This is a genomic window from Vibrio taketomensis, assembly GCF_009938165.1.
GTDB lineage: Bacteria > Pseudomonadota > Gammaproteobacteria > Enterobacterales > Vibrionaceae > Vibrio > Vibrio taketomensis.
Window position 1 is genome coordinate 502,247 of sequence record NZ_AP019650.1, and the last position, 21,640, is coordinate 523,886.

22 protein-coding genes and 3 pseudogenes are annotated in these 21,640 nt (G+C 44.1%); 20 read left to right on the forward strand and 5 right to left on the reverse strand.

Annotated features, from left to right (window positions below):
• The first annotated feature begins 25 nt into the window (after window positions 1-25).
• The 10 genes and pseudogenes from Vt282_RS15960 (at window position 26) to Vt282_RS16005 (ending at window position 6,275) form a co-directional block, all read left to right on the forward strand.
• A pseudogene (locus Vt282_RS15960) lies at window positions 26-532 on the forward strand (ClbS/DfsB family four-helix bundle protein).
• Between the two features lie 82 nt (window positions 533-614).
• A pseudogene (locus Vt282_RS15965) lies at window positions 615-1,085 on the forward strand (cold shock domain-containing protein).
• A 38-nt stretch (window positions 1,086-1,123) separates the two neighbouring features.
• Entirely contained in the window at window positions 1,124-1,531 is a 408-nt protein-coding gene (locus Vt282_RS15970) for a DUF1330 domain-containing protein (protein WP_162064021.1), read from the forward strand.
• Window positions 1,532-1,593: 62 nt separating this feature from the next.
• The gene (locus tag Vt282_RS15975; RefSeq protein WP_162064022.1) at window positions 1,594-2,040 is read left to right on the forward strand and encodes a GNAT family N-acetyltransferase; all 447 of its coding nucleotides are present in this window, start codon (window positions 1,594-1,596) and stop codon (window positions 2,038-2,040) included.
• Window positions 2,041-2,167: 127 nt separating this feature from the next.
• Entirely contained in the window at window positions 2,168-2,761 is a 594-nt protein-coding gene (locus Vt282_RS15980; protein WP_162064023.1) for a hypothetical protein, read from the forward strand.
• 215 nt (window positions 2,762-2,976) lie between these two features.
• Complete coding sequence (locus tag Vt282_RS15985) at window positions 2,977-3,360, forward strand: GFA family protein (RefSeq protein WP_162064024.1); 384 nt, start codon at window positions 2,977-2,979, stop codon at window positions 3,358-3,360.
• 33 nt (window positions 3,361-3,393) lie between these two features.
• Window positions 3,394-3,801: a hypothetical protein gene (locus Vt282_RS15990; protein ID WP_162064025.1), complete on the forward strand. Its 408-nt coding sequence runs from the start codon at window positions 3,394-3,396 to the stop codon at window positions 3,799-3,801.
• A gap of 83 nt (window positions 3,802-3,884) precedes the next feature.
• Window positions 3,885-4,133 carry a hypothetical protein gene (locus tag Vt282_RS15995; RefSeq protein ID WP_162048033.1) on the forward strand — a complete coding sequence of 83 codons (249 nt, stop codon included), beginning with the start codon at window positions 3,885-3,887 and terminating at the stop codon, window positions 4,131-4,133.
• A gap of 116 nt (window positions 4,134-4,249) precedes the next feature.
• Window positions 4,250-5,251, forward strand: coding sequence for a metal-dependent hydrolase (locus Vt282_RS16000; RefSeq protein WP_162064026.1), 1,002 nt, complete (start codon window positions 4,250-4,252; stop codon window positions 5,249-5,251).
• Between the two features lie 262 nt (window positions 5,252-5,513).
• Window positions 5,514-6,275 carry a hypothetical protein gene (locus Vt282_RS16005; RefSeq protein WP_162064027.1) on the forward strand — a complete coding sequence of 254 codons (762 nt, stop codon included), beginning with the start codon at window positions 5,514-5,516 and terminating at the stop codon, window positions 6,273-6,275.
• 74 nt (window positions 6,276-6,349) lie between these two features.
• On the opposite strand, the gene Vt282_RS16010 is transcribed toward Vt282_RS16005, so the two are convergent.
• Window positions 6,350-6,682 (reverse strand): PBPRA1643 family SWIM/SEC-C metal-binding motif protein, encoded by a 333-nt coding sequence (locus Vt282_RS16010; protein WP_162064028.1) that lies wholly within the window; start codon window positions 6,680-6,682, stop codon window positions 6,350-6,352.
• Window positions 6,683-6,900: 218 nt separating this feature from the next.
• Here Vt282_RS16010 and Vt282_RS16015 point away from each other — a divergent pair, with 218 nt between their 5' ends.
• Window positions 6,901-7,248: a DOPA 4,5-dioxygenase family protein gene (locus Vt282_RS16015; protein ID WP_162064029.1), complete on the forward strand. Its 348-nt coding sequence runs from the start codon at window positions 6,901-6,903 to the stop codon at window positions 7,246-7,248.
• A 72-nt stretch (window positions 7,249-7,320) separates the two neighbouring features.
• Here the strand turns inward: Vt282_RS16015 and phnX are convergent, their stop codons facing one another.
• The 3 genes from phnX to phnW are packed head-to-tail and all read right to left on the reverse strand — an operon-like array spanning window position 7,321 to window position 10,680.
• Complete coding sequence (gene phnX, locus Vt282_RS16020; RefSeq protein WP_162064030.1) at window positions 7,321-8,142, reverse strand: phosphonoacetaldehyde hydrolase; 822 nt, start codon at window positions 8,140-8,142, stop codon at window positions 7,321-7,323.
• A 13-nt stretch (window positions 8,143-8,155) separates the two neighbouring features.
• Entirely contained in the window at window positions 8,156-9,535 is a 1,380-nt protein-coding gene (locus Vt282_RS16025) for an aspartate aminotransferase family protein (RefSeq protein WP_162064031.1), read from the reverse strand.
• A 44-nt stretch (window positions 9,536-9,579) separates the two neighbouring features.
• Entirely contained in the window at window positions 9,580-10,680 is a 1,101-nt protein-coding gene (gene phnW / locus Vt282_RS16030) for a 2-aminoethylphosphonate--pyruvate transaminase (RefSeq protein WP_162064032.1), read from the reverse strand.
• A 273-nt stretch (window positions 10,681-10,953) separates the two neighbouring features.
• Here phnW and Vt282_RS16035 point away from each other — a divergent pair, with 273 nt between their 5' ends.
• The 9 genes and pseudogenes from Vt282_RS16035 to Vt282_RS16075 all read left to right on the forward strand — a co-directional run bounded on the left by Vt282_RS16035 (window position 10,954) and on the right by Vt282_RS16075 (window position 20,222).
• On the forward strand, window positions 10,954-12,351 hold the full coding sequence (locus Vt282_RS16035; RefSeq protein WP_162064033.1) for an FAD-dependent oxidoreductase: 1,398 nt from the start codon (window positions 10,954-10,956) through the stop codon (window positions 12,349-12,351).
• A gap of 130 nt (window positions 12,352-12,481) precedes the next feature.
• Complete coding sequence (locus tag Vt282_RS16040; protein ID WP_162064034.1) at window positions 12,482-13,372, forward strand: LysR substrate-binding domain-containing protein; 891 nt, start codon at window positions 12,482-12,484, stop codon at window positions 13,370-13,372.
• A 188-nt stretch (window positions 13,373-13,560) separates the two neighbouring features.
• On the forward strand, window positions 13,561-14,571 hold the full coding sequence (locus Vt282_RS16045) for a putative 2-aminoethylphosphonate ABC transporter substrate-binding protein (protein ID WP_162064035.1): 1,011 nt from the start codon (window positions 13,561-13,563) through the stop codon (window positions 14,569-14,571).
• Between the two features lie 205 nt (window positions 14,572-14,776).
• Window positions 14,777-15,882: pseudogene (locus Vt282_RS16050) on the forward strand (putative 2-aminoethylphosphonate ABC transporter ATP-binding protein).
• Between the two features lie 15 nt (window positions 15,883-15,897).
• Window positions 15,898-17,622: a putative 2-aminoethylphosphonate ABC transporter permease subunit gene (locus tag Vt282_RS16055; protein ID WP_162064036.1), complete on the forward strand. Its 1,725-nt coding sequence runs from the start codon at window positions 15,898-15,900 to the stop codon at window positions 17,620-17,622.
• 9 nt (window positions 17,623-17,631) lie between these two features.
• The gene (gene phnR, locus Vt282_RS16060) at window positions 17,632-18,333 is read left to right on the forward strand and encodes a phosphonate utilization transcriptional regulator PhnR (RefSeq protein WP_162064037.1); all 702 of its coding nucleotides are present in this window, start codon (window positions 17,632-17,634) and stop codon (window positions 18,331-18,333) included.
• A 510-nt stretch (window positions 18,334-18,843) separates the two neighbouring features.
• Window positions 18,844-19,341 carry a hypothetical protein gene (locus Vt282_RS16065; protein ID WP_162064038.1) on the forward strand — a complete coding sequence of 166 codons (498 nt, stop codon included), beginning with the start codon at window positions 18,844-18,846 and terminating at the stop codon, window positions 19,339-19,341.
• 83 nt (window positions 19,342-19,424) lie between these two features.
• The gene (locus Vt282_RS16070; RefSeq protein WP_162064039.1) at window positions 19,425-19,838 is read left to right on the forward strand and encodes a hypothetical protein; all 414 of its coding nucleotides are present in this window, start codon (window positions 19,425-19,427) and stop codon (window positions 19,836-19,838) included.
• A 54-nt stretch (window positions 19,839-19,892) separates the two neighbouring features.
• Complete coding sequence (locus tag Vt282_RS16075) at window positions 19,893-20,222, forward strand: DMT family transporter (RefSeq protein ID WP_162064040.1); 330 nt, start codon at window positions 19,893-19,895, stop codon at window positions 20,220-20,222.
• Window positions 20,223-20,351: 129 nt separating this feature from the next.
• Here Vt282_RS16075 and Vt282_RS16080 read toward each other — a convergent pair whose 3' ends face one another.
• Window positions 20,352-21,635, reverse strand: coding sequence for a TRAP transporter large permease (locus Vt282_RS16080; RefSeq protein WP_174855845.1), 1,284 nt, complete (start codon window positions 21,633-21,635; stop codon window positions 20,352-20,354).
• Window positions 21,636-21,640 lie beyond the last annotated feature (5 nt).

A 21,640-nucleotide genomic window follows, 5' to 3' on the forward strand; every position in this document is an offset into this window, starting at 1 on the left:
AGCGTTAAACGCTAGGCGGTGACAAATGTCCTCTATTCCAAGATGTAAAGATGAACTGGAGTTGGCCATTAATTCAATATTTTTGAAACTCATGGCAGACTACCGGTCAATTCCAGTAACAAAGCTCGCATTCTCGGTATAGGGAAACGTTAAAGGAACGCTCATTAGCGTGAGTGATACGGTTGCTTACTTACTTGGCTGGGGGAAACTCGTTCTTAAGTGGCATTATTTAAAGTCCCAAAACCAGCAGGTAGATTTCCCTGAAACCGGTTATAAATGGAATCAGTTGGGTTTACTCGCAGAAAGCTTCCACCAAGAATATAGTGAATGGAAATACCATGATCTGCTTGCTGAGCTTGAGTCTACTATTAACGAGTTACTGTTACTGATTTCAAACTTAACCGATCAGGAATTGTATGGTGTTGAGTGGTATGAGCAATGGACGTTGGGAAGGATGATTCAATTTAATACATCATCACCGATGAAAAACATGCGCACAAAAATTCGTCGCTTCAGTCGAGAGTTCCAGTAATCACGTGATTCATTCAGACTTCAGCGGTGTGGCATTTAGCTATAGATTGGTGGAGTGATATCGCTCAAAGGAAAGGATAACGATGAAGGGCGCAATTGTACGGTGGGTTGATGACCGCGGCTTCGGTTTTATTAAATGTAGTGATCATCAAGGCGATATTTTTGTTCATATATCAAAGTTTGAAAAAGGCTACAGACGTCCAAAAATCGGTGACGACGTCGAGTTTCAGCTTGAATGGAACAACGGTAAAGCGAATGCAAATTTTGTCTCTTTAGTTGGCGTTGTGCCTCATAAACACGGCAGTGCAGTGTCATCGATATTACTGTGATTCTTATTGCTTTTCATCGTAGGTTCAATAGGTTACTTTGCTTACGAAAAGTTAGCTGCTATTCCTACATATGAACAGATGGGCTTTACATGTGAAGGCAAAGTTTATTGCAGCCAAATGACGTCATGCAATGAAGCAAAGTTTTATTTAGCGAACTGTCCGAACGTAAAAATTGATGGAAACAACGATGGAGAGCCTTGCCAAATGCAATGGTGTGACAACTAAGGTTTGAGATAACAGGGAGTTATGTTGAAGGAGAGAAAATGGACGTTCTAAATCAGCTTTACCCATCAGAGAGTCAGCTTAAAAAGCTGGCATCGTCACCTGACTCTGGCGAAATTCATTTGTTAAACCTGTTTAAGTTTCGAGAGAAGGCTGAATATGCCGATGGTAGAGAAACGGCATTAACGGGTAGGGAAGCATATGATTTGTACGGTCACCCCATGCTTAAGGTTCTCGAGAAATATGGTGCAGAAGTCGTTTTCTATTCTGAGATTACAGGGCTCATTTTAGGTCAAGTCGAAGATCTCTGGGATTCATTCGTAATCGTTAAATATCCATCACGGCAAGCGCTTATTGACATGACGTCATCCCAAGAATTTAAAACGTTAAACGTTCACAGAGAGGCGGGTTTAGCGGGTCAGCTAAATATAGAAACTAAGGTGTCTTGAATAAGATTTGGCTAGGTTTGTCGGTCATATTTTGCATTACAGGTTTGAAGGGAACGATGGATATGTGCCTCGAATTAAGAAATATAAATCAACGGAATTTCTATGAAATTTGTCAGTTAGACGTCGCCCAAAACCAGCGCAATCATGTTGATAGCAATGCTATTTTATTAGCTGAAGCGAACTTTATGCCTTTCCCTTGGTTTAAGGGGGTTTACTTAAATAATAATCCTGTTGGTTTTATCTTAGTAAACGCAGATACTGATTCTGGCAAATTTGAGCTTTGGCGTCTTATGTTAGATCAATCTCAACAGTCAAAAGGTTACGGCCGCAAAGCGATAGAGTTATTGAAATCAGCATTGGTTGATGAATATAGAATCTCTCGGCTATACACCAGTGTTGTTTCAGGTTCAGGCAGCCCTTTAGGTTTCTACACAAGTTGTGGCTTTATACCGACAGGTCAGTTAGTTGAAGAGCGCGAAGTGGAGTTGTATTTATCTCTTGAGCGCTAACGCTCAAAGAGAGTATATGGATTTAATGTTGGATTGTGATGATCGCTATTTTAAGTGTGATACGCACTAATCAAGTTACTCAAAACGGCAATAAAAACGAACGGATTCGGTTAGGGCGTGGTTTATCGTGCAGCTAAGTACAGGGAGGGATAATGAGCAAAAATTTATTGATGTTAACCGTTATTTTGAGTGTAGCCGGATGCAGCACCCAGAAACATCAACTTCAAAGGATCACGTGAGGTTTGTTATCGGTAATCCGTTAACGACTTACGAGGTTAACTTATCTATAGGGAGTTACGATGAGGGTGGATTTAAAGAAGGATCATTTTCGCAACCATCATATACTCTGACCGAAGATCAACGCTATATCGTTGGGAATGCAAAGCGTGGCTCGGTGATTGCAATCACGTCGACAAAAGCGACTGACGCAGGTGGGAATTATTTAGGTAAGTTTACTCCTTGCAATAAGACGCTGGTATTTCAATTGCCTTCTGGTTACTCAACCGTCTATGTTACCGATATAAATTATGAATGGGGAAAGATCGTCATCTATCCAAAGTACAGAGATAACTACGATCAAGCCAAAGCCTATTTTAGTGAGAGACCCGAATGGGGTATTCAGGACCTCGCACAAACCACTTATCGCCAGTTGTACGCGGAGCTATATAGTGGTTGTAGAAAAACAAGTTCTCACCCTTATGCCCTTTGGCGTCCATATTAATAATCTATGTAAAGCGTCATTAGAATTGATGAGCAATGCTTGGCATCTTTCGATAGCATAAAAATTGAAATTCATGAGGTCACTAAGATAGGAACATAAAACAGGATTGCATTGGGAGGCTGGATGCCATTTACACCACTACCTATGGGGGCTGCGTTAGTGTTTTGCTCAAACTAATTGGTTTAAATGAAATACGAAAGCAAGGAAGCAGAAGTATGAAAATTAACAGGGTACACATAGCAAAATGTCACTGCGGTGCAGTTGAATTAGAACTTACGTTACCAAACGGTCTAGAAGATCCTCGTCGCTGTTCATGTTCGATGTGTCGAAAGCGTGGCGCAATTGCCGCATCAGTGCTTTTAGAGAACCTAAAAATTGTTAAAGGAGAGGATAATCTGACTCTATACCAATTTAACACCATGACAGCTAAGCATTTCTTCTGCAAAACTTGCGGCATATATACGCATCATCAAAGGCGCTCCAATCCACATCAATATGCGATCAACGTAGCGTGTTTAGAAGGTGTGAATCCTTACGATTTGGAGCCAGTAAAGATTTATGATGGCATACATCATCCGGGTGATTCTATATTCAAGTAATCTTATTATGTCAGAACCAGAACACCGGTATTGATGATGACAAGATCGGTAAATATCTACGTGTTGTTGGCAATCATTACGTTCGTAGTGGAATTTGCCATTAGTGACGGTAACGAGAAGTTGTGGATTGACTACTCATTAGGAGTGATGTCTTTGGGATGCTGGATAGGTTTAGGCTATTTAGCATGGCGAGCTAAAGATAAAGTAACTCATGTTAATCGAGAGTACGCTTTAAAAGGGGTTTTAGCGATAGTCGTTAGTTTGGCTATATTTGGTTTACTCTCAGGCTACTACTTACAGACCCCGTTTGTTGTGGTGGCAACACATTGGTACCGTTATCACTCTTGGTTGTTGGGTTCGATATATTTGTCAGTGTTTACATTTTTATTGTTCTTATCTGTACTAATGCTGAAAAGAGTATTAGCAGGTAAGGTGAAGTAACATCGATATAGTGCCAATTAGGAGCAATATAGAAAGCTTCATTTAGCATCATGGATGGTGCGATAGGGTATTGAGGGAATGAGATGAATGATAACGAATCAGTAAAAATACTTTCTGAGATTAGAGATGAAATCAAAACCATGAATAGTCAGATTAAATGGTTAACGGACAAAGCCAATGAAGCAATGTTAGAAGATGAAAATAGAGAGAAAGATTTACTGAAAGCGGCTGAATTGGAAAACAATAAATCCAAGAAAGACCTATTAACGGTGGTGATCATGTTGATTGGTCTTACGGTTTGGTTTGCATTGGAAAAATTTGGACTTGTCTAAAAATGTAGAGCCAAAATTTGCAGAGAATGGTGACCTAGTTGATACATTTATCGCATTGGTGCAGCTACCTATTTTCGTAAAAAGTATTGCTATTACCCTCATGGAGTGACGACATTATGGATCCATTAACGCAGGGTGTGCTTGGGGCATCATTTTCACAGTCGGTCAGTAAAAAACAGCATATAGTAGTCGCAGGTATATTGGGGCTACTATCGGCAATGTCGCCTGATTTAGATGTGCTGATCCGCTCAACCAGTGATCCTCTGCTATTTCTTGAGTACCATCGGCAATTTACTCATTCGCTATTGTTTATTCCTATCGGCAGTTTGATTTGCTGTCTCGTATTACACCCTTTGATCGCAAAAAAGCGCGGATTTACTTTTAAGCAAAGTTGGCTTTATTGCGCGTTAGGATTTGGCTCTCATGCACTGTTGGATGCCTGTACGTCCTATGGTACACAGCTATTATGGCCATTTAGTGAGCAACGTTTTGCTTGGAATATGGTGTCTGTGGTTGACCCTATATTTACTTTGCCAATCGTTGCTTTATTTGTGTTTGCGATGCTGAAGCGAAATCGTTGCTTTGCGCGAATCACATTGCTTTGGGCTGTTGGTTATCTGGTGCTTGCTGCAGTACAAAGAGAAAGGGCTGAAGAGGCTGGTTGGCAATTAGCCGCTGAGCGTGACCATTCACCATTAAGACTGCAAGCGAAGCCAAGCTTTGGCAACATTTTGGTTTGGAAAGTGGTATATGAGACTAATGAACACTTTTATGTGGATGCAGTTAGAGTAGGCACATCCGCTAAATATTACCAAGGTAGCGCTATTGCTAAGTTAGATCTTCAAAGGGACTTCCCGTGGCTTAAAAATGATTCACAGCAAAGCCAAGACATCATGCGTTTTAACCGTTTCTCAGAGGGTTATTTAGCACAAGATCCTCATAACAATTTGCGTATTATCGATGTGCGTTACTCAATGATTCCTAATCAGATTAAGCCCCTTTGGAGCATTCAATTATCTCCATCGGCGAGTACTGATGCTCATGTCGCTTATTTAACCCATCGAGAAAATAGTAAAGAGTCTACAGAACGGCTTATCGAGATGATATTCGACTTTTGATTGCTTATTGGAAAGGGGCGTTAGAGGGAATAAAAGTGAGATGCGAATTAACGTGCGATTTGCCGCAATAATATCCATTTATTAGCATTTAAAATGTTGACGGGTTAATAAAATGTTACGGTGGTGGCTTGATTGAATGGTCACTCATTTTTGTGATTAGAAATGGATATCTAGTTCCCTGCTTGAGACTTATAAGCGTGAGCACTCAGCGCGCGTTATCAATCAATCCAATTAAGTCAACATTATTACCAAGGACGGTGTCGTGAAAAACTACCCAGTATTATTATCCTTTTGTCTTCTGCTAATTGGATGTTCAGAACAAGAGTCAAAGCTCGAACTTTCGATCCAATATTGGCAAGCGTTAGTAGAAAATAACACGCAGAAACTGGACTCGATTATTCTCCATGCAGAGAATCAAAACGACGAGTTGGTTATCAAAAAAAGATACACTGGGGAGCGTCCGGTTCAGGTGAAGGAGATCGATGAAGGCGTTTTGGTTAGCCTTAGTCGTTACTGTTTTCCTGATCTTAAGTTCACGACTTACATTGCAGAGATTGATGGAACTTTGAAAGTCGACCATGGGAAAACTATGGCAGCGCTATTTAAAGCCCTACGAAAGGCCAAAACCAATAAAGAATTTTGCTACGAGTTTGATGACGCGCCTTTGCAAGGGAAAATCGACGGGAAAGAGTGGCGAGCAACAATGCTGGTGGAAGTGCCGTTTTTAAATAGTACAGTGCACACTTTGTATGGCACCGATACCGTACCTGGTGAATTTGAGGGAACGAGCTTTCCACATATCAATTTGTTCAAGTTTAATGATGGCAATGCAAAGAGTCGAAGTGGCAATTTCGGCGATTACACGCGAATGACCATGTATAGCCCGCCGGGAAATAATATGAGTGGTTTAGGTAGTTTTCGCGTATCTCAGGTAACCGATGAGAGCTACAAACTTGAGATAACCTATAAGCACGATGATGAAAACTACATATCTGGCTATTTTATCGTAAAAACCGTGCGCTGATTATTGAGTCGAGACTTGCTGTATAAATAAAATACCGCCAATAGATGGCGGTATTTTTGTGTTTACGTATTGTCTTATGCGCAGCACTTTTTGTATTTTTTGCCACTTCCACAGCTACATGGATCGTTACGGTTTGGCGTTTTTTCAAATACGGTTGTGGCTGGTTTGTTTAGCAGGATATCCAGTTCGATGGTGTTTTCTGCTTGAGTCGCATCCACGATGATGTTGGCAACGATTGCTTTTTCGTTAACGATAAGTTCAATCTCAGTCTTACGCTCTTCTGAACATACAGTAACAGTGATAGGCGCTTCTGGAGACCCAGCTTTAACATCACGGTTCACGTTGTAACCAGAAATTACGTGGTTTTGCCTAGCGTCGATTCGGCCTTTGAAAAACAATTTAGACATGCAGATGCTCTTTGATCATAAAAATGAGCAGGGATTATACGTATTGATGCCAAATGATAAAGCGTTAAATGAGGCTATATTCAATCGAGGAAGTCGTTATAATGCCGTCCCAGTGATTTAAGTGACGCTGCAAGTATTTTCGTGCTTGCTTACATTACTGTTTAGACTAACGTTAAAGACTGAAAATAAAGCAATAATTATAGTAAAGGCCAGATAAAGTGACCGCTCATAAATATCCCGTAAATCTTCATAAGCAATACCATGCTCACGTCTATTTTGATGCGCAAACCTTAGCGTTTGCAACGGACTTGTGCCATCAAGTGGCAAACAAATTCGGTTTGACGATTGGCCGTGTACATCAAAAGTTAGTGGGCCCGCATACTAAGTGGAGCTGCCAAATTTTGTTTTCCAGTACGGATTTTGATGCGCTGATCCCGTGGCTTGATGAACACCGTGATGGTTTAAGTGTACTTGTTCATGCTGATACTGGTGATGATATTTTGGACCATACAGAGTATGTGTATTGGCTTGGTGAACCTGTAGAAATCGATTTAAGCGGTTTGTAACTCATCGACTTCAATGAAAAAGCCAGCACTTGTGATGCTGGCTTTGGTTGAACAGCGCGCATAATCAATAGATTAAGGGCGCTCGCCTGCAGCAATACGCTGTTCAATTTCAGCAATTACTTGTGGCAGATCGGCAATCGTATCAATTAGGTAGTGTGGTTTGCTTGCGATCAGCTTTTCGCGTGCTTGTTCGCGAGCCGTATTGAGTGTCTCTTCATCGGCGCTTTGGAACTGCTCAAAGGTTAAACCCGCTTCATTTCCTGACAGTAATAGCGCAACAGTCCACATACCTGCATTGTGACCTTCTTCAATTCCCGGTTTAGAGTCATCGACTTTCACACAATGGTTTACATTGGTCACGCCCAATTCAATGACATTTTTCAGTGCCATATATGGCGCAGGGCGCGCCCCATGTGTTAGATCATCTGAGGCGACGATGTAGTCGGGTTTGTAGCCATAATCGGCAGCGACAGGAATGAGTACATCCATCACTTCGCGCGGGTAGCCAGAGCATGAGCCAATTTTGATGCCTTTGGCTCTGAGCTCCTCGACCACCTCCACAGCGTTTAGGATCGGCGCTGCGTGATCCGCCACTTTGGCTTTTTGCAATGGCATAAAGGCGGCGTAGATGATGTCGATATCCTCAGTCGTCATTTCGCGGCCAAATTGAGCGGCCCAGCGTGCCTTTACTGAAGGAATACGACCCACGGCTTGAATATGGTGCCACTTGCTGATGCCCATCGGTTCGCGAGCTTCTGTCAGCGAAACATCAAAGTCAAACCCTTGTTTGAATGCTTCGACAAAGATACTGGTTGGAGCAAAAGATCCAAAATCGACGATGGTTCCAGCCCAGTCAAAGATAACTGCTTGAATTGGTGAAGTGTTGTTAGTCATTGTTAGTAATCCATTATAAATAGTGATATTGATGACAGACGTCAGCGATCGCTTGTTCAAAGATGGCTAACGCGTCGTTAAGCTGTTGTCGAGAAATAATCAAAGGTGGACTAAGTTGAATCACATTACCTTGGGAGACTTTGAAACTTAGGCCATTGTTTAAGCATTGATATAAGACAGTTTCCGCCTCATCAAACGCGCGCTGCTTAGTTTGTTGATTGGTGACGAGCTCAACGCCCCATAGCAAACCGATGCCGCGCACATCACCAATAACCGGGTACTTAGCCTGCATGGCACTAAGCTTTTCGCGCATAAATTGGCTATCTGCTTTTACTTTGGCGAGCAGCCCTTCCTGCTCGATGACTTCCATGGTGGCAAGTGCTGCCGCGCAGCCTATCGGGCTCTTCTCATGGGTGTAATGCCCCATAGAAATGTCCGTAGCGGTGTTGAACTTGTCTTTGGTGATCATTGCGGCGATGGGGACGAGACCGCCGCCGAAACCCTTGCCGATACACAAAATATCGGGTTCGATGCCATAGGCTTGATGGGTAAACCATTCACCGCTTCGACCCATGCCGTTAGGAATATCGTCGATGATGAGTAGTACATTGTGTTTGTCACAAATTTCGCGCACTCGTTGCCAATACGCTTTGCTTGGTACTTGAACATCAGTGTTGCGCACGGCTTCTGCAATAAATGCCCCAACGCCCCCTTCTTTTTCAATGACGTATTCTAGATAGTCGGCGTAATGCACGTCGCTGTCATCTGTGCTGGGAAAAGCACCGCGATAGGAAATTGGAGGTGGAATGCGCTCGACGCCCGCCATTAATGGCCCCATGCCCTGACGAAAACAGGCTTCGCCTCCAACGGCAATCGCATCGAGTGATGCTCCGTGGAATGAATCCCACAAGGAAACCACTTTATAATTCCCTGTAACATGACGAGCTAATTTGAGTGCCATACCAATAGCTGATGTACCGCCCGGCGCAAATAAAACACGATTGAGCTCGCCACCACAAATCTGGGTCAGTTTTTCCGCACACTCTATTGCAATGGCATGCGTAAAACGCCTCGGGGAAAAGGGCAGTTTTGCCATCTGCTGTTGCACTCGCTGTATTACATGCGGATGGCCGTAGCCTAACTGGTGCACATTGTTGCCATGAAAGTCCATATAACGTTTACCAGCACTATCTTGAAGATAGATACCGTCTGCAGACTCTAAGCTATCTAAGCAAGGGGTAGACATGGCTTGATGTAAGAATACCTGACTATCACGCTGCAATAAGTTTTGTGTCGTGGCATCTTCAATCGCCTCTTTCCATGCTTGGCGGGCAGGGGTGGTGTTGATATCACCTTCACTACGAAAATGAGTCGGTTGTCTATCTTGAGTCATTATTTTTCTCTTGATGTCCGCTTCTTTTCCAATCGGATTTAGCTTTATTGCTGCCAATACATGGCGTTGGCGACTGCACCAATCAAGCGTTCAATGTCTTCTGGGTACACTTCACCGATATTACCGATACGGAAGCAGTCTGCGTTTGATACTTTACCTGGGTAGATCACAAAGCCTTGTTCCTTTAAAAGCTGATAAAACGCTTTGAATTGGTAACCGCTGTGAGTGGGTGAATGGAACGAGGTGATAATCGGTGAGTGCAATTCATTATCGAGTAGCGGTTCAAAGCCCAGCGATCGCATCCCAGCAACCAGTGTTTTTTGGTTAGTTTGGTAACGCTGGTGGCGTGCATCGATGCCGCCTTCTTGAGCAAGTTCGGTTAACGCTTGATGGAAAGCGCGTACGGTGTGTGTCGGAGAAGTAAAGCGCCACTTGCCATGGTTGGTTTGCATGCAGTGCCATTGATCATACAGATCTAAGCTAAGCGAGCGTGCCTGACCTTTACATTTTTCCAGTTCAGTTTGTTTGGCAATCACAAAGCCAAATCCCGGCACGCCTTGAATACACTTGTTCGCTGAGCTGATCATAAAGTCGATACCTAGCTCACCGATGTCCATTGGAATGCCTCCAAAGCTCGACATCGCATCGAGAATGACAACCTTGCCATGCTGTTTAGCAAGCCTGGTAAATGCTTCGATTGGGTTGAGCATGCCGGTTGTCGTCTCACAATGGACAATCGCTACGTGAGTAATCGTATTATCGTTTGCCAATATTTCCGCCACTTCGCTGAGATCTGGTCGGTCCGTTTCTCCAGGAGAAATGACGTGATAAGCGATGTTAAGATAGTCAGCAATTTGTGCAATACGCGCACCGTAGGCACCGTTATCCACTACGAGTAATTTATCGTGTCGGCCAATCGCACTGCCGATTGTGGCTTCAACAGAAGCGGTGCCACTGCCTTGCATTAACACACTGGTGTAACCCGGGTGTTTGGTTGCGAGTGTGACTAGTTGGGTGCGGATCACTTCAACAATCTCTTTGTTGTAGTCGTCATCCCAAGTACACCAGTCTTTTAACATCGCTTGGCGCACTGTTTCAGAAGTGGATAGGGGGCCAGGAGTGAGCAGGATATAGTCGTTTTTCATCTCAATTATCCGTAATTAACCAACTGGTATACACCAGAATTGCAATTACTCTATCAGTGAGACAATTCGAGCGTAAATAGCTCGCAATCCAAATTCATAAAACTTTCATATCCAACGGGCTAATCCGTACTTAGATGACAGTTCGGTGACGCTGTGTAAGTAAATCTAACCCTGAGCGTTAGTTTTGCTGGCTCGGTAAATGTCATCAATGTTCGTAAAGTGTTAGTGAGATACAGCAACCAATCTTTTGAACATTTGAGTAAGGAATTTTCCATGAGTCATCCGGCATTTTGGTTTAAACAAGCGTTGGAAATAGAGCAGCCGCAACTTGCTCAACCACTTCAACAAGACATAGATACCGATATCGCTATTGTTGGCGGAGGTTACACCGGGCTGTGGACAGCAATCATGATCAAGCAGCAAGCGCCACAAACACGGGTCACCGTCATTGATAAAGGATTGTGTGGAAGCGGCGCATCGGGAGCGAATGGTGGCTGCATGCTAACGTGGGCAACCAAGTTTCCGACCTTAAAGCGTCTTTTTGGTGAGCAGCAAGCAGCGTGGTTAGTGCAAGAGTCGGAACAAGCAGTATTAGAAATTGACCAGTTTTGCCAACAGTATGGTATTGATGCTCAGTTGTCGCTCAAAGGGGTCTATTACACTGCCACCAACCAAGCGCAAAAAGGTGGTATGCAGCCTATTTTAAAAGAGCTTGAGCGATTGAATGTCAACAGTTGGCGTGAGTGCCAACCAAGCGAATTACATCAAAGTGCAGGGTCAACGAAGCATATTGAAGGCTTTCATTCGCCCGTGGCAGGCAGCGTTCAACCCGCATTGCTGGCGCGAGGATTACGTAAAGTGGCACTGGAGTTGGGCGTTGAAATCTATGAGAACACGCCAATGACTCAATTGGAATTTGGCCAGCCAGCAATTGTGCGTACACCACAAGCGAAAATTCACGCAGGTAAAGTGGTCTTGGCAATGAATGCTTGGATGGTGGAACATTTTAAACAATTCAAAAACACCATTGTGGTGGTCTCGTCAGATATGGTGATCACCGAGCCGTTAGGTGACAAGCTAGCGCAATCAGGCTGGCTACCAGGATCAAGCGTACTGGATTCACGCATTTTTGTTCACTATTATCGTGACACACCTGATGGCCGTTTAATGTTGGGGAAAGGTGGCAATCAGTTCTCATTTAACAATCAAGTCGATGCGATGTTTAACAAACCTTCTCGCTATCAGGCAATGTTGTCCAAAGCGTTTGCCAATTTGTTTCCTAAACTTGCAGGAGCCAAATTGGAAGATTGTTGGACCGGTGGTTCAGATCGCTCAACTACGGGTTTTCCATTTTTTGGTCACTTAGACAAGCAAGATAATATTGTTTATGGCTTCGGTTACTCAGGGAATGGTGTTTCCCAAACACGTATTGGCGGTAAAATTTTGTCCTCAATGGCACTGGGGTTGAATAACTCATGGACCCAATGCGGCTTAGCCCAAGGGCCACGTGGCGCATTCCCGCCTGAGCCATTCCGTTGGGTGGGAGCGATGATGGTGCGTAATGCAGTGCGTCGTAAAGAAGAGGCGGAAGATAACGGTCAAAAATCGTTAGTAATTGATAAATGGTTGGCTAAGTTGGCGGGGCCAGCAGGAAAGGCGGATAAGTTATAGTTAGCGTTATTAATGACCGATGTAAACCAAGGGAGCGTGTTTATCGCTTTGAAATAGAAGTGTCATTTGTTGGTCATACTATTCAAGTTATTCTCGCTGAATCAAGCATTTTGAGGTTACTTGAGTAAAAATGCACAATTTGCCCCCCTTAAATGCGCTTAAAGCCTTTGAAGCCAGTGCGCGCTTGCAAAGTTTTACTAAAGCCGCTCAAGAGTTAAATGTGACTCGAGCGGCTGTGAGTCAACAGGTAAAAAGTCTAGAGCAATACTTAAATGCCACTTTGTTTGAGCGCAGTGGGACGCAATTGTTGCTCACTCAGGCTGCGCGTGAGTATCTCCCCGTGGTTAGCCATCTGTTTGCCAGCCTCACGAGTACTACCCAGCATCTATTTTCACGTCAGCGCCAGCAACAGTTGGTGCTGCATGTTGCCCATAGCTTCTGTTTGCAATGGTTGATGCCAAGGTTGGCGGATTTCCAGCGCCAATATCCTAATGTCAGCTATAAAGTCTCAACCACCGCCAGTACTATGCCTAACACCAGCGATATTGCTGATATTGAGATAATCAATGGCTATGGCCAGTCTTCAGGAAACAATGCGATTGGCGTACCTTCAGCCATTCAATTAACTCAAGAGCATTGGATTGTCGTGGCGAGCCCGGCGTTTTTACGTCGCCATGCGGTGAACTCATTGGCAGAGTTGGCACAAGCCCCCAAACTTTGCACCAGCGGTTACCAAGAGACGTGGCAGACTTGGCTTAGTTATCAAGGTTATCACGATAAAACTACACGGGTTATTGGTGAATTTGAGCACTCGTTACTGGCCATTGAGGCGGCGGTGAATCAATTGGGTGTGCTCGTGGTGCGTGATCTATTAGTGAATGACCATTTGCAGCAAGGGGAGCTGGTTCGTATTGGTGATTGGCAAATGCCAAGCAAAGGTGCGCATTTTATGTATCTACGAGCAGCACATAAGCCCTACGTTAACGATTTTGCAGAATGGCTACAAGGCTGCTTTGCTTGAAGTCACTTGGTATTCAATATCTAGATTTTGTTCGTAAAATCATTGTCGTATAAGCTTCTTTAAAGTGAAATTAGTTGTTCACCTATTCGTCATACTCGCTGGTTAAGGTGTATTCCAACAACTGGTGCAGACCAAAATAAATCACGGCGTTGCATCAGCTGTCAGATTAGCCAATTTAACTGGAGAAGATGATGAAAAACCGTTTAATGAAGGGATCGCTGGCTGCACTTGTTACTTTGCTGGCAACAAACGCAATGGCAGCACAGGAAGTGACGGTTTACACCGCTTTTGAAACCGACATCCTTGCCAAATACAAGAATGCGTTTGAAAAAGAAAACCCAGATATCAAAATTAAGTGGGTGCGCGACTCAACCGGTATTATGACGGCAAAGTTGCTGGCAGAAAAAAATAATCCTCAAGCCGAGGTCGTATGGGGACTGGCTGGTTCTTCCATGGCATTGCTTAAAGAGGAAGGGCTACTAAAGACATATACGCCAGCAGGCTTGGAGCAACTCCATGCTAACTTTAACGATCCACAAAGTAATCAAGCGTGGTTTGGCAACGACGCTTACTTTAACGCGATATGCTTTAATGACATTGTCGCGAAACAGCTCAACCTACCTAAACCCAACTCATGGGAAGATTTAACCAATCCGGTGTACAAAGGCCATATTGCGATGCCAAATCCTGCGTCATCGGGAACAGGTTACATGCAGCTATCCGCATGGCTACAAAGCATGGGGGACGATCAAGGCTGGAGCTTTATGCAAAAGCTTGATCAAAACATTGCTCACTATACCCATTCGGGGTCGAAACCTTGTGTTCAAGCAGGAATGGGTGAGGTTGCGATCGGTATATCCATGGCGAGTCGTGGTGCTAAGCTAAAAAGCCAAGGGGCACCGCTTTCGGTGATCACACCAAAAGGGATTGGCTGGGAATCAGAAGCGGTCGGTTTGGTAAAAGAGTCTGAAGCGGCAAAACGGGTAGTGGATTGGTCGATATCTAAATCGGCAAACGAACTCTATGTAGAAATGTATCCTGTCGTCGGGCATAAAGAGGTGAAAGCGAGTGTGACTCACTTCCCTGATGTACAAGCCAATATGGCTCCGATGGACTTTGCTAAGATGGGTAGTGAGCGTGCTGAAGTGTTAGCGAAATGGTCAGAGAGGTTCGATGCCAAATCAGAGCCTCAATCATAATGTGAGTAAATGAGAACGAATGTACCTATGTTCAAGTGACTTCAAGCTGATTAGGTGCATAGTTAGAGCAACAGGAGACCAATGTCTCCTGTTTTTCGTTTTGAGCGTTAACTGCAATCTAATTGTCATCGCATGGCGATAAATCTGTCATTGCTGCGTAACAAACTAATTCTAAATTTGGTATATACCATTTGGAGTAAGTGTTATGTCTACCAACCAACCTTATTTGCATATCGAAAACGTAGTGAAGCATTTCGGACAGTTTACTGCGCTCAAAAAGATTTCTCTGTCGATTGAAAAGGGTGAATTTATTTGTTTTCTGGGCCCATCAGGTTGCGGAAAACGACGTTGTTACGTGCCATTGCTGGCCTTGATCTACCTTCATCCGGTGCGATTTTCCAAAACCAAATCGAAACAACTTTTTTACCGCCAGAAAAACGTGATTTTGGCATTGTGTTTCAATCTTATGCTTTGTTTCCAAATCTAACCGTGCAAGAGAACATTGCCATTGGTCTAAAAAATCAGGGATTGTCGACTCGCGACGCATTAGAGAAAGTTGAGTACTGGTTAGAAACCATTGGCTTACCTACCTCCGGTGAGAAGTACCCAAGCCAGTTGTCTGGTGGTCAGCAGCAGCGAGTCGCGCTAGCTCGTGCATTAGCATTATCACCAGGATTATTACTGTTGGATGAGCCACTATCAGCACTGGACGCGAAAGTACGTGTGCACCTACGTGATGAAATCTGTAGGTTGCAACGCAAACTTGGTATCACCACCATCATGGTAACTCACGATCAAGATGAAGCGTTGTCGATGGCAGACCGTATTGTGGTGATGAATCATGGTGTGATTGAGCAAGTCGGTACGCCGCAAGAGATCTACCAAAAACCTGCCACCCGCTTTGTAGCAGAATTTGTTGGCAGCATGAACTTTATTGAAACCTCCGTTGCGACCAACACTCGAATCCGTATTGCAGAATCCTTGTTACCCGTGCCGAGTTTGACCAATCATATTGCCAAACGCGGTGATCAGTTTGATTTGGCTGTTCGCCCAGAAAACATCAAGTTCGTGGATACTTATGCAACCGCATTACCTGTAAGAGTGTTAGCGACTGAGTTTCTCGGTGCGTTTTTTCGCGTCGATTGCACACTGCAAAATGATAGTCGCAGTAAACCGATTGTGATTGATGTGCCAGTGGAAACCGTGCAAAAGCTCAATATTAAGCCGGGGGATATTCGCTACATTCAATTTGCTGAAGACGGCCTACACGCATTCTTTAGTGCTAGCCAAGCGCAACTTACAGCGGCTTAACACGGAAGTATAATAATGACGGTAACGACCATGATGACCAATTCACTTTCAATTCAAGGCAGAGCGAAGTCGCTGCTAGGGCGCATCAGCCGTGACAACTTGGTCATTGCAGTATTGCTCATCAGTTTATCAACCTTGATGGTGCTGTTTATCTTAATGCCACTTTGGGCAATGTTGACCAAAAGTGTGCAAAACAGCAGTGGGGAGTTTGTTGGCTTTGCCAATTTCTCCAACTATTTTGCCTCTAACTCGTTATGGGTTTCAGTTGGCAACACTTTTGCGGTAGGAGTTCTGGTCACGGCAGTCGTTGGCTTGTTAGCCTTTGGCTACGCGTATGCACTCACGCGTTCATGTATGCCAGCTAAAGGCTTATTTCAGATCCTCGGAACCGCGCCAATTCTTGCACCTTCACTGCTGCCTGCAATCAGTTTGATTTTCTTATTTGGCAACCAGGGTATTGCCAAGCAAGCATTAGGTGAGCATTCGGTTTATGGGGTGATTGGCATCGCCCTTGGGTTAATCTTTTGGACATTTCCCCATGCGTTGATGATTTTGACTACGTCACTGCGCACCTCGGATGCAAGGCTTTATGAAGCCGCAAGAGCGTTGAAAACGTCACCAATCAAAACGTTCTTTATCGTCACGCTACCTGCAGCAAAATATGGCCTAATCAGTACTTTGATTGTTGTATTTACGTTGGTGATCACCGACTTTGGTGTGCCGAAAGTGATTGGTGGTAGCTATAACGTTTTAGCCACCGATATCTTTAAACAAGTGGTAGGGCAGCAAAACTTCGCAATGGGGGCTGTGACCAGTATTCTGTTGTTGTTTCCAGCAATTTTGGCTTTTGCAGCCGACCGGTGGGTGCAGAAAAAGCAAAAAAGCATGTTTGATACACGTTCAGTGGCCTATGTCCCAGAACCGAACAAACTGCGTGATAGCGCATGTTTGATTTATTGTTCGCTGATCTCGGTCGCGGTGATTGTTGTATTAGGTATGGCGGTGTATGGCTCTTTGGTGACATTCTGGCCGTGGAATAAAGTGCTTACTTTCAATAACTACAACTTCGCTGAGATAAGCACCTATGGTTGGAGTCCGTTTTTTAATTCATTAACGCTTGCTGGTGGTACTGCGTTGATTGGTACTACGGTGATTTTTGTCGGTGCTTACTGCATTGAGAAAGGACGTGTGTTCACGCCGATTCGTCAAGTGATGCAGATGGTGAGTGTGGTGCCAATGGCGGTGCCGGGTATGGTATTAGGTTTGGGCTATATTTTTTATTTCAATGATGCGAATAACCCGCTTAATGTTCTGTATGGAACGATGGCCTTCCTAGTCATTAATACTGTGGTGCATTATTACACCGTTGGTCATATGACGGCGCTCACGGCGTTAAAGCAATTACCAACGGAAATTGAAGCGACTGCGGCTTCAGTCAAACTGCCACAATATAAGTTGTTCTTTAAAGTCACGTTACCTGTATGTATGCCAGCGATTTTAGACATCGCAACTTACTTGTTTGTTAATGCACTAACCACCACTTCTGCGGTAGTATTCCTATATTCAACCGACACGATACCTGCGTCAGTTTCGATCCTCAATATGGATGATGCTGGGCAGACAGGTGCAGCCGCCGCGATGGCAGTGATGATAATGATTGCTGCTGCAACGGCGAAGCTGGTGCAAATGACGTTGGGCAAATTACTTGAAAATCGCACACAAGCTTGGCGTAAACGATAAGGACATGGCGTGCAGTACGTAAAAATCAAAGATACGATTGTTGAACAAATTGAAGCGGGTATGTTGGCATCACGTCAAAAACTGCCAGCGGAGCGTAAGTTAGCCGATTCGTTTGGTACCACGCGCGTGACACTGCGTGAAGCGCTGTCCTTACTTGAGGCAGAAGGTCGTATTTATCGTGAAGATCGTCGCGGCTGGTTTATTTCGCCTGAACCGCTGCGCTATGATCCAACACAGACGTTGAATTTTCCAAATATGGCTAAGGCGCAAAACCGTGTACCGAAAACCGAGTTGGTCACAGCAACGGCGATTGTTGCCAATAAGCTAGCGGCTAAGTTACTTAATTTACAACCGTTTTCTGATGTATATCGCGTTGATAGAGTGCGTTATTTGGAAGACCGTCCGGTGGTGTATGTGACCAACTATGTGCGACCAGAACTGTTTCCCAATTTGCTTGAATATGATTTAACCAACTCACTGACGGATATTTATCGTGAGCACTTTGGTGTCGTATATCAAAAAACTCGTTATCGCATTTCAGCCAGTACGTTGATGGGTGAAACCGCACAAGCGTTGCGAGCAACCTCCGGCACGCCAGCAATGGTGGTGGAACGAATTAATTACAACCAACATGGCGAACTGATTGATTGCGATATTGAGTATTGGCGGCATGATGCAATAAGTATTGAATCGCTCGCTGAATTGTCATGAATCCTACTTCTTTCTTTTAAGGCTCCAATGTGGAGCCTTTTTACTGCCTCTCTGTTGCTATAGAATGGTTTGTCTGGTTGTTTTTAAGCCAGTAACATCACGGGCTTTGGCATTTTTACATTGAATATTTGGCCGTCGTCATAATTACTCGGTATTGATGTTGTCACCAATGGAATCGGTTGAAAATCTATCTCAAGGAAGGGTAAGAGAATGAATCGAGTTGTGAAGTACGCGGGAGTCAGTGTTTGGTGCCTGTTTGTTGCTGCTTTTAGTATAGAAACGTTCAATTTAAACGCGACTCTGAACAACGTTTTGAAAACGATAGTGATTTTTGCGTTGGTGCACATGTTTGTTTTTTCATTTTGTATCGCGCTATCTACTCAAAAACGAGTACACAAAGTGTTGTTGATCTTATTTGCGCTGGTGTTTCCAGCAGTATCAGGCGTTCTGTTTTATTTCTTTCAACGTCTCAACCTCAAAACAACCTGAGAATAGTTGAGGGCTAAGGTGATGGCTAGAATCAAACATTATCTAGATCAAGCAGATGGCAAATACGAACGTATAGATTCATCATCGCTTAATGATGTAAAGGTAGTTAGGTGCAAAGCAAATGAATGTATTGAGATTGTATGCTCGAGAAAAGGTCATATCGCCAAGGTAACAAAACAAGGCATAGAGCTAAATAGGTTACCAGTTGAACAAGTTGATGATGGATCGTTTGGCCTGTTTGGTTGGCAGGTTGTGTCGCCTTATAAATACGTATTAAGTGTGCGAACAACGCGTTTAGTCGATGGCTTACCGTGCTTTAAAGATGGCGATAAAACGATTGCAACCATATCGCGTGGTGGCGGCTTTATTGAGGCGGTTTTAAATTATTGGAAGAACCATAAATGGCAATATGAAGCGCAGTATTTTGCAATTGAATTTGATAAAAATAGGCTAGATGCAGACTTTGCGCTGTGCTTGTTGTTAAGAGAGTCCTGCAAAGACTTTTCACCACCATCTTAGTCATTTGTTGAAATACAAAGGAGATGTAAACACGATAGACGCATTAATCTGTGCCACTAACTTCAAGGATTGAGGCAAGGGAAATGAATAAAATCCGCATAATGTTGATATTAGCATCAGTTGGTCTGAGTCAAGTCGTTGTTGGTGCTAAGCTAATCCTAGAAGAGGACCCGATTCGGGATAAATATGTCGAGGCCTATGTAGTAGCGTTGCAGCCGTCGGTAGAAGCAAGTTATAGACAAAAATTTCCAGATGAACACGTTGGAACAATTAAGTTGATGGCTGAGTCTTCATCCCGAAAGGTAGGCGCTTGCTCATACGAAGCGCTAGCACTATACCCTGCCGAGTACAGAGAGGTGGTCATCGCTTCGATTATCGAAACTAAAGATCTTTACAGGTCGGCAGATGAGGTCAATATGTTGATTGATTTCGATATGCAAAGCGGCAAAATCACCAAAGAAGCTGTGGCTGAAATGGCTCAGAAACAAAGCGACTGATGACAAAGTGCATAGGGCGGTAATGGTAAAAGTGGTCTGAGAAAAGGAGAATATATGGGATATGGATATCTGGCGATAGCGATAGTTTCTGAAGTAATAGCGACCGCGGCGCTAAAGCCGTCAGAAGGGTTCACTAACTTGGTGCCAAGTATTATTGTCGTGGTTGGTTACGCGGTGGCGTTTTATTTTTTGTCGCTGGTACTCAAAAGCATCCCCATTGGGATCGCGTATGCTATTTGGTCTGGGCTGGGTGTGGCGATGATATCTATTGTGGGCGTGGTGTTATTTAAGCAAAAGCTGGATGTTGCCGCGGTGGCAGGAATCGCGCTAATCATCACTGGAGTCGTGGTGATTAATGTGTTTTCCAACTCATCTGGTCACTAAGTCATTTTGTAACTGTTGAAGCTGTCGATGAGTTACCAATGAGCTCATCGACGCTAAATTTATACAACCCTCTCAGGGCAGGGAGCATGGCCTGCGATTCGATGTTAATACTTGTATACCCTATGCGACTTAATTAAACGCGATATCACGTAAGAACAACGCAATTTGTGGAAACATGACCAGCAATGCAGCGGAGAGCAGCAAGATTGCGATAAATGGGCCAGTACCTCTCACGACTTCCCAATACGGTTTTTTGAAGATGGCGATTGCGGTAAAAATGTCGCAGCCAAAAGGTGGCGTAGCAGAGCCAATTGCGACTTGTAAGGTGATGATGATACCTACATGCACTGGGTCAAGGCCAGTTGCGGCAATAGCTGGTGCAAAAATCGGTGTTAATACCAAAATGACGACGATTGGGTCGACAAACATACATGCAATAAAAAATGCGATTGAGATAGAAGCTAATACGCCCAAAGGCCCCATTTCACTAATCCCAACAGCATCGAGAATGGTTTGTGGGATCTGAGCAAATGAGATAATCCATGAAAAGCCATTGCCGACGCCAACCAGAATAAAAACGACTGCAGTGATCAAGCCGGTTGAACGTGCAATGGTGAATATGTCTTTAGAACCAAGAGAACGAAACACGATGAATTCAAGGAAAAGTGCGTACAAAACGCACACCGCAGCGGCTTCTGTTGGGCTAAACACACCCCCGTAAATCCCACCTACAATAATGACAGGGAACATCAGTGGCCAAATCGCACGGCGGGTGGCTTTTAAACGTTCGCTCCAACTGGCTTTAGGCTCCGTTGGAACCTGATTAACGGTTGCATAATAGAGGCAATAGAGTGAAAACAAAAACAAGATCAGCAACCCTGGTCCAATGCCAGCTATAAACAACTCGGCGATGGAGGTTTCGGAAATAACGCCATAGATAATCATGCCTATGCTAGGTGGGATCAAAAATGCTATGTCACTAGCATTAATGATGAGTGCGAGAGAAAATGAATCACTATAACCCGCCCGCAGCAGTTTAGGGCGAAGCGCTGATCCTACCGCAACGACAGTGGCTTGAGTCGAACCTGACACTGCGCCAAATAAAGTACAAGAAGTGGCGGTACTAATTGCTAACCCACCGCGAATATGCCCGATAAAGGTCATGACCATATCAATCAGACGCGTTGCAGATTGGCCTCGGGTCATAATATCTGCCGCCAAAATAAACATTGGAACCGCGATAAGTGAAGCCGGACGAATGCCTCCGAGTACTTGCTGTATAAAAGTGTCCATTTGGCCGACGCCATTGAACATCATGTAAAACCCAGAGAGCGCGGCAGAGATTAAAGGAATCATCATTGGAAAGCCCAAAAGTAGTAGAGCAATCATGATGAACATAAGAGTTAGTGCCATAACAG

Excerpts from the sequence above, each read along its gene's own strand:
- Vt282_RS16055 (WP_162064036.1), top strand. The coding sequence starts at position 15,898 with ATGACGGTAACGACCATGATGACCAATTCACTTTCAATTCAAGGCAGA.
- Vt282_RS16080 (WP_174855845.1), bottom strand. The coding sequence starts at position 21,635 with ATGGCACTAACTCTTATGTTCATCATGATTGCTCTACTACTTTTGGGC.
- phnX (WP_162064030.1), bottom strand. The coding sequence starts at position 8,142 with ATGACTAACAACACTTCACCAATTCAAGCAGTTATCTTTGACTGGGCT.
- Vt282_RS16025 (WP_162064031.1), bottom strand. The coding sequence starts at position 9,535 with ATGACTCAAGATAGACAACCGACTCATTTTCGTAGTGAAGGTGATATC.
- Vt282_RS15985 (WP_162064024.1), top strand. The coding sequence starts at position 2,977 with ATGAAAATTAACAGGGTACACATAGCAAAATGTCACTGCGGTGCAGTT.
- Vt282_RS15990 (WP_162064025.1), top strand. The coding sequence starts at position 3,394 with ATGATGACAAGATCGGTAAATATCTACGTGTTGTTGGCAATCATTACG.
- Vt282_RS16000 (WP_162064026.1), top strand. The coding sequence starts at position 4,250 with ATGGATCCATTAACGCAGGGTGTGCTTGGGGCATCATTTTCACAGTCG.
- Vt282_RS16075 (WP_162064040.1), top strand. The coding sequence starts at position 19,893 with ATGGGATATGGATATCTGGCGATAGCGATAGTTTCTGAAGTAATAGCG.
- Vt282_RS15995 (WP_162048033.1), top strand. The coding sequence starts at position 3,885 with ATGAATGATAACGAATCAGTAAAAATACTTTCTGAGATTAGAGATGAA.
- Vt282_RS16045 (WP_162064035.1), top strand. The coding sequence starts at position 13,561 with ATGATGAAAAACCGTTTAATGAAGGGATCGCTGGCTGCACTTGTTACT.
- Vt282_RS15975 (WP_162064022.1), top strand. The coding sequence starts at position 1,594 with ATGTGCCTCGAATTAAGAAATATAAATCAACGGAATTTCTATGAAATT.
- Vt282_RS16070 (WP_162064039.1), top strand. The coding sequence starts at position 19,425 with ATGAATAAAATCCGCATAATGTTGATATTAGCATCAGTTGGTCTGAGT.
- Vt282_RS15970 (WP_162064021.1), top strand. The coding sequence starts at position 1,124 with ATGGACGTTCTAAATCAGCTTTACCCATCAGAGAGTCAGCTTAAAAAG.
- Vt282_RS16065 (WP_162064038.1), top strand. The coding sequence starts at position 18,844 with ATGGCTAGAATCAAACATTATCTAGATCAAGCAGATGGCAAATACGAA.
- Vt282_RS16035 (WP_162064033.1), top strand. The coding sequence starts at position 10,954 with ATGAGTCATCCGGCATTTTGGTTTAAACAAGCGTTGGAAATAGAGCAG.
- Vt282_RS16010 (WP_162064028.1), bottom strand. The coding sequence starts at position 6,682 with ATGTCTAAATTGTTTTTCAAAGGCCGAATCGACGCTAGGCAAAACCAC.
- Vt282_RS16040 (WP_162064034.1), top strand. The coding sequence starts at position 12,482 with ATGCACAATTTGCCCCCCTTAAATGCGCTTAAAGCCTTTGAAGCCAGT.
- phnW (WP_162064032.1), bottom strand. The coding sequence starts at position 10,680 with ATGAAAAACGACTATATCCTGCTCACTCCTGGCCCCCTATCCACTTCT.